This is a genomic window from Pirellulales bacterium (assembly GCA_036499395.1).
Classification (GTDB): domain Bacteria; phylum Planctomycetota; class Planctomycetia; order Pirellulales; family JACPPG01; genus JACPPG01.
In genome coordinates this window covers 1-4765 of sequence record DASYDW010000069.1, presented here as the reverse complement: position 1 = coordinate 4765, position 4765 = coordinate 1, and the positions used below count along the sequence as shown (strand labels likewise).

Sequence of the window (4765 nt, the reverse complement as noted above, 5' to 3'; positions counted from 1 at the left end):
ACAGCCAGTATCAGCGAGTGCGCGGCGACTGGCTGGTGCCTCTGCCCGCCGGGCTGAGCACGCGCCAGGCGATGATGATCGGCACCGCCGGCTTTACCGGCATGCTGTGCGTGAATGCGCTCGAAACGGCCGGCATCCGGCCGCAAAGCGGCCCGGTTCTGGTAACCGGCGCGGCAGGCGGCGTGGGCAGCGTGGCCGTCGCGATCCTGACGAGGCTCGGTTATCACGTCAGCGCGTTGACGGGTAATCCGGCCAAACACGACTACGTGAAGCGTCTCGGCGCGAAGGACGTGATCGACGGACCGGAGTGGAGCGAGCCGCCGCGTGCGCTCGAAGGCCAGCGCTGGGCCGCCGCGATCGACACGGTCGGCTCGAAGGTGCTGGCGCGCGTGCTGGCCGAGATGAACTACGGCGGCGTGGTTGCTGCATGCGGCCTCGCCGGTGGCGCCGATCTGCCGACCACCGTGATGCCGTTCATCCTGCGCGGCGTCAAACTGATCGGCGTGGACTCGGTGATGCTGCCGTCGAAAGACCGGATCAGCGCGTGGCAGCGGATCGTGCTGGACCTGCCGATGTCGATGCTCGATGGAATCACGTCGAAAACCGTCGCGCTGGCGGAAGTCGGCGACGCGGCGGCGGACATGCTCGCCGGAAAATTGCAGGGACGGGTGCTGGTCGATGTGAATTGAGCGCTGGTGATTGACCGCGTTGTTTCAGGAGCCGGGCTGTGACGAATGGCGATCGTCACAGCCCGGTTTTTTGCTTGCTTTCGGCAGCGCCCTGCAAGGCAAAGCAGCCGCGCTCATCGCAGTATCTGCTTTAAACAAACGCCATATTCACGCGTCAAATTCGTCTGACCTGAAGGGGTGTCACCCCCAACTTGACGGTCATATTCCCGCGTGCGAGCATCGCAGCGATCATATTGGCCTTCGACGAATTGCAGCCCTGCACGCGGCTTCGCAAAACCTGCAAGACGCAATCGCAAGCCGCCTCGAACGCGACAAGACGTCATCGACGACGCAACGCAAGGACCGAACTCTCCCTGTCACTTTTCGACGGAGGTCGCTCATGCTCTTTCATGCATCCATCCCGGCTCATCATCCGGAAAACGTCGCACGCGTCATTGCCGAACTATGGGGCGGATTCCACGCTCCATTCCCCGCCTTCCCCGATTCGTGGATGGCCGTCGCCGGCGACGACCGTGGTTCGATCATCGAGACTTATCCCAGCGATCGTGTGATTTTCCCCGGCAGCGGCCAGAATTCCTGCACGGTAGGGCCGAGCACGACGGCGCAATACACTGCGTTTCACCTGGCCATCGCGAGCAAACTGACTCCCGGCGAGGTATTGGCAATCGGCGAGCGCGAGGGCTGGCGCGCAGTCCGATGCACGCGCGGTCAGAACGCCTTCGACGTGATCGAGCTGTGGATCGACAACGTCATCATGATTGAAGTACTGACGGAAGAAATGCAGAAGCAGTACCTCGCCTTTGCCACGCCGGAAAACTTTCGCGCTTTCGCGGCTTCTGCTGCAGCGCAAGCGTGAGTGCGTCACGCCCGCGGGCTTGATAAAAGTGAATATGCGGTCATGATGTGCTCGCGCTTTGCGTGAGCACATCCCGTTACACGCGTTCGTTATCGACGCCGTATTCGCGGGCATCGCTCCAGTTTTTATCGCGCCGCTCGAAGCGACAATAGACTTTGACACGACACACACAAGTAAATCAAATGCTGAGCGAAGGTCGCGATTGCGCTCCGAAGAAATAAGGTTCGACACGAGCCCACTACCGGGGCGGGCGTTCGTTCGTAACCAAATCCTTGGCCTCGAAGGGGTTCGGGCGCAATGCAACAGCCAACCCGGTTAAGCCCTTCGCCGCTTCACCGGTATTCGTCAACCTCGATAGTTCCGCCCATCTTTTCCATCATTGTTCGAATGTCGTCGGGTACATCAGGCAGGCGATTCCCCGCCTCGTTGTCCCAGTAACAGAAAAACCGAATCTTTGCCTGTGCGCGTATTACCAATTCACGAAGGTCCGATCTTGGGAACGCTAGACGCTCAATCAGGTAGCGCAGGTGCGGTTCAAGCAGGTCGCTGCGAACCGCTGATTTGCTATCGACGCCCCAGACGCCTGTGCGCCTTGTCAAGATTCGCCCTTGACCGGTCGGGTCTGCAATCGGGTCGCCTTTGGCGATTGCCATGTCTGGGGCAACGTCAAAATATTTGGTCCAGAACTCAGGCAACACAGCGTCGCCCGTGATCGTGAATGAAGCGTGTGCAAGCTGACGAGAATTCATCTTGATTCCGTTATTCGTAATTGCCCATGTTGTCGATCACTTTCCCGTTGTAAGAAACGTCGCCATTGTCATGCCATATAACGTTGTCTGCCGGTCCCAAGCCATTGGCAGGCTTCATAACATGAATCATGTCACCAAACGTTTTCTGATCGTATCCAAGCATCCTGGCAGCATAGCCTGGGTTGTTCGTGCTGGCTGCCAACTCTTCCGCATCGCCGTCCGGCATATCCTCGCTGTAGTCGAACGGCTGGGCATTGCCGAACGGCGTCAACGTGTCGTCGCTCGCGTCCGCCAGTTGGTCACCGCCGTCATCTGTCGAAGCGGCATCGTCACCGGGCACGGCACCTGCAACGGATTCGGCCACGCCGAGCCAGTCGGAGCTACCGTCGTTGCCCGACTCAGCACGCAGGGCCGCAAGCTGCGCCGCCTGTGTGGTCGGGTTGTAAGGTCCTGACAGTACTGGCTCACCGTTGAACGAGGTGGTACCAGGCGGGAACAGATAGGCAGAGCGCGCCATACCGCCACCGCTCGACCCCGAGGAAGGCCAGCGCAGAGGAGCAGGGACAGGCCGGAACGTCCGTGCAGTCACGCGCCTGTCCCGGTCGACAATCGGGACCAGCTTTCCGTCCTTGACGCCCTGCCTGAGGATGCGCTCGATACTCGCGTTGTCGGTTGGCAGATTCCAGTGGGCGATATTCAGGAGGTCAGACAGAAAGCTCTGGATCTCCCGCAGAGCTGCGCCGCCCGTAATGCTGCGCAGGTCGTAGTTTGGCCGGAAGTGCTGGTCAAAGGTGCACTGGTCGTCCTCGATCTGGCGTTCCTGCTTCTTACGCTCGTCCCAGTTGGCGAAAGGGTCCCATCGTTCCCTGTCACTCCAGCCATGGTAGAAGTCGTTAGCGGGCACGAGATCGCACTGCCACGTGCCGATATCCAGCGGGACATGAAGACAGTTGTAGTTCATAGGCCAGGCCACCGTTTCTATTGCCAGTCGGGAGGCACATCCTAACGGCCACGACAACGTCGTGGCGCTGGCCAGAGGAAACTTAACCATTCCTGACAGTGGGACGTTTCCTGGAAAAATCCGCCCGCCTCTGCATCGTGCACGGAGGTGACGAGTCATTGTTTTGTGTCGGACTTTATTGTCGGTTCACAGCCGCTCGAAGGCTAGCCGTGTCCAGGTTACGCCGCTGTTCCGGTTGGCCTGCTGCACCGACGGCGTATGAAAACGGTGTACGAGTTGCAAACCGTGAAGGCTTGCGAGCTGGATCGTCTCTTCAGGCGTGACGTCGAACATCCGGCGGCCGCGCGGAATGGGCCCGTGTCGCAACGACATGATCAACACACCGCCGGCTCGCACAAGAGCACTCACGTTGGGCATCGCCCGGTTGCGTTGATCGGCGTCGAGGTGCATCCATACTGCTGTGAGCATGACCACATCGAATGTGTTGCCGGTGGCAAGCAGCGTGACGAGCTCAGGCAGGCTATCGTCGAGCCACTCGATCTGCGGCGAAGCGTGCAGATCGATGCCCGCAGCACGCAGCGCGTCGACGGGTTCGACAGCGACGACCGAGTGGCCCATCGCCGCGAACGCGGCAGCGTCGGTCCCGATTCCGGCGCCTAGGTCGAGAATCCTCGACGGGTCGTTCGGTATCAGATGCAGAACAGCTTGGTGATGCTCGGCAAACGAAATGCCCCGCCATTGCGCAACCAGAGCTTGCGCTTCTTCCGCGTAGCCTTCCGTGCCGCTGACCTTAACGGACATCACGAGTGGGAGCATGCGCATCCGCGACGCTCATCGCCGATCAAAGATGCGCGAGCACATTAACGAGCTTGCCGAACGGATCGCGCACATAAAAACGCCGCACGCCCCACGGTTCGTCGACCGGACCATACTCGACCGGAATGGCCGCCGACCTCACGCGTTCGAGTGCGGCGGCAAGATCATCCACTTCGATCGAAAGATCGGGCGTCGGCGTGCCCGATCCTCCTTGCGAAGCGAAACTGATTTGCACAGTCATCGTTTCGGCGGAACCGTAGGTGGCAATCCAGCCATGATCCATCAGCAGTTCGAGGCCGAATATCTGCTGGTAGAAACGCTTCGCGTCATCCACCGCCTGCGTGTCGATATTGGCAACGATTCTTTTGACTTTCATGGACTCCTCCGCAATCGTGTAGAAGGAACATCGCCGCACGGCACGCCGGCCCGATCTCACTCCGGTTGCGGCACGCGCACCCATCCTTCCATCAGCACCCGCGCGCTACGGCTCATGATGGCCTTCGTGACCGTCCACTCGCCATTCTTCTGGCTCGCTTGCGCGCCGACCCGCAATGTGCCGGACGGATGCCCGAAGCGCACCGCCTGACGTTCGCCGCCACCGGCCGCCAGATTCACCAGCGTGCCCGAAATCGCCGCCGCCGTCGCGATCGACACCGCCGCCGTGCCCATCATCGCGTGATGCAGCTTGCCCATC

Annotated in this window: 7 protein-coding genes; 2 read left to right on the top strand and 5 right to left on the bottom strand. The window is 60.6% G+C overall.

Going from position 1 to position 4765, the window contains the following annotated elements:
* Together VGN12_14010 and VGN12_14005 are read left to right on the top strand one after the other, a co-directional pair.
* The coding region (locus VGN12_14010) for an acryloyl-CoA reductase (protein HEY4310561.1) at positions 1-689 on the top strand (689 nt) is incomplete at its 5' end.
* A 379-nt stretch (positions 690-1068) separates the two neighbouring features.
* Positions 1069-1545 (top strand): hypothetical protein, encoded by a 477-nt coding sequence (locus VGN12_14005; GenBank protein ID HEY4310560.1) that lies wholly within the window; start codon positions 1069-1071, stop codon positions 1543-1545.
* Between the two features lie 332 nt (positions 1546-1877).
* Here VGN12_14005 and VGN12_14000 read toward each other — a convergent pair whose 3' ends face one another.
* The 5 genes from VGN12_14000 to VGN12_13980 form a co-directional block, all read right to left on the bottom strand.
* The gene (locus VGN12_14000; protein ID HEY4310559.1) at positions 1878-2294 is read right to left on the bottom strand and encodes a DUF4279 domain-containing protein; all 417 of its coding nucleotides are present in this window, start codon (positions 2292-2294) and stop codon (positions 1878-1880) included.
* Positions 2295-2304: 10 nt separating this feature from the next.
* A complete protein-coding gene (locus VGN12_13995) occupies positions 2305-3255 on the bottom strand; it encodes a hypothetical protein (protein HEY4310558.1) in 951 nt (316 codons plus the stop codon).
* Positions 3256-3441: 186 nt separating this feature from the next.
* Positions 3442-4071, bottom strand: coding sequence for a class I SAM-dependent methyltransferase (locus VGN12_13990; GenBank protein HEY4310557.1), 630 nt, complete (start codon positions 4069-4071; stop codon positions 3442-3444).
* Positions 4072-4096: 25 nt separating this feature from the next.
* The gene (locus tag VGN12_13985; protein HEY4310556.1) at positions 4097-4447 is read right to left on the bottom strand and encodes a VOC family protein; all 351 of its coding nucleotides are present in this window, start codon (positions 4445-4447) and stop codon (positions 4097-4099) included.
* Between the two features lie 56 nt (positions 4448-4503).
* Positions 4504-4765, bottom strand: a 262-nt coding sequence (locus tag VGN12_13980; GenBank protein ID HEY4310555.1) for a PrpF domain-containing protein, incomplete at its 5' end; no start/stop codon positions are given.

Bases quoted from the DNA above. Each gene is read 5' to 3' on its own strand.
- VGN12_14005 (HEY4310560.1), top strand. From the start codon at position 1,069: ATGCTCTTTCATGCATCCATCCCGGCTCATCATCCGGAAAACGTCGCA.
- VGN12_13995 (HEY4310558.1), bottom strand. From the start codon at position 3,255: ATGAACTACAACTGTCTTCATGTCCCGCTGGATATCGGCACGTGGCAG.
- VGN12_13990 (HEY4310557.1), bottom strand. From the start codon at position 4,071: ATGCTCCCACTCGTGATGTCCGTTAAGGTCAGCGGCACGGAAGGCTAC.
- VGN12_13985 (HEY4310556.1), bottom strand. From the start codon at position 4,447: ATGAAAGTCAAAAGAATCGTTGCCAATATCGACACGCAGGCGGTGGAT.
- VGN12_14000 (HEY4310559.1), bottom strand. From the start codon at position 2,294: ATGAATTCTCGTCAGCTTGCACACGCTTCATTCACGATCACGGGCGAC.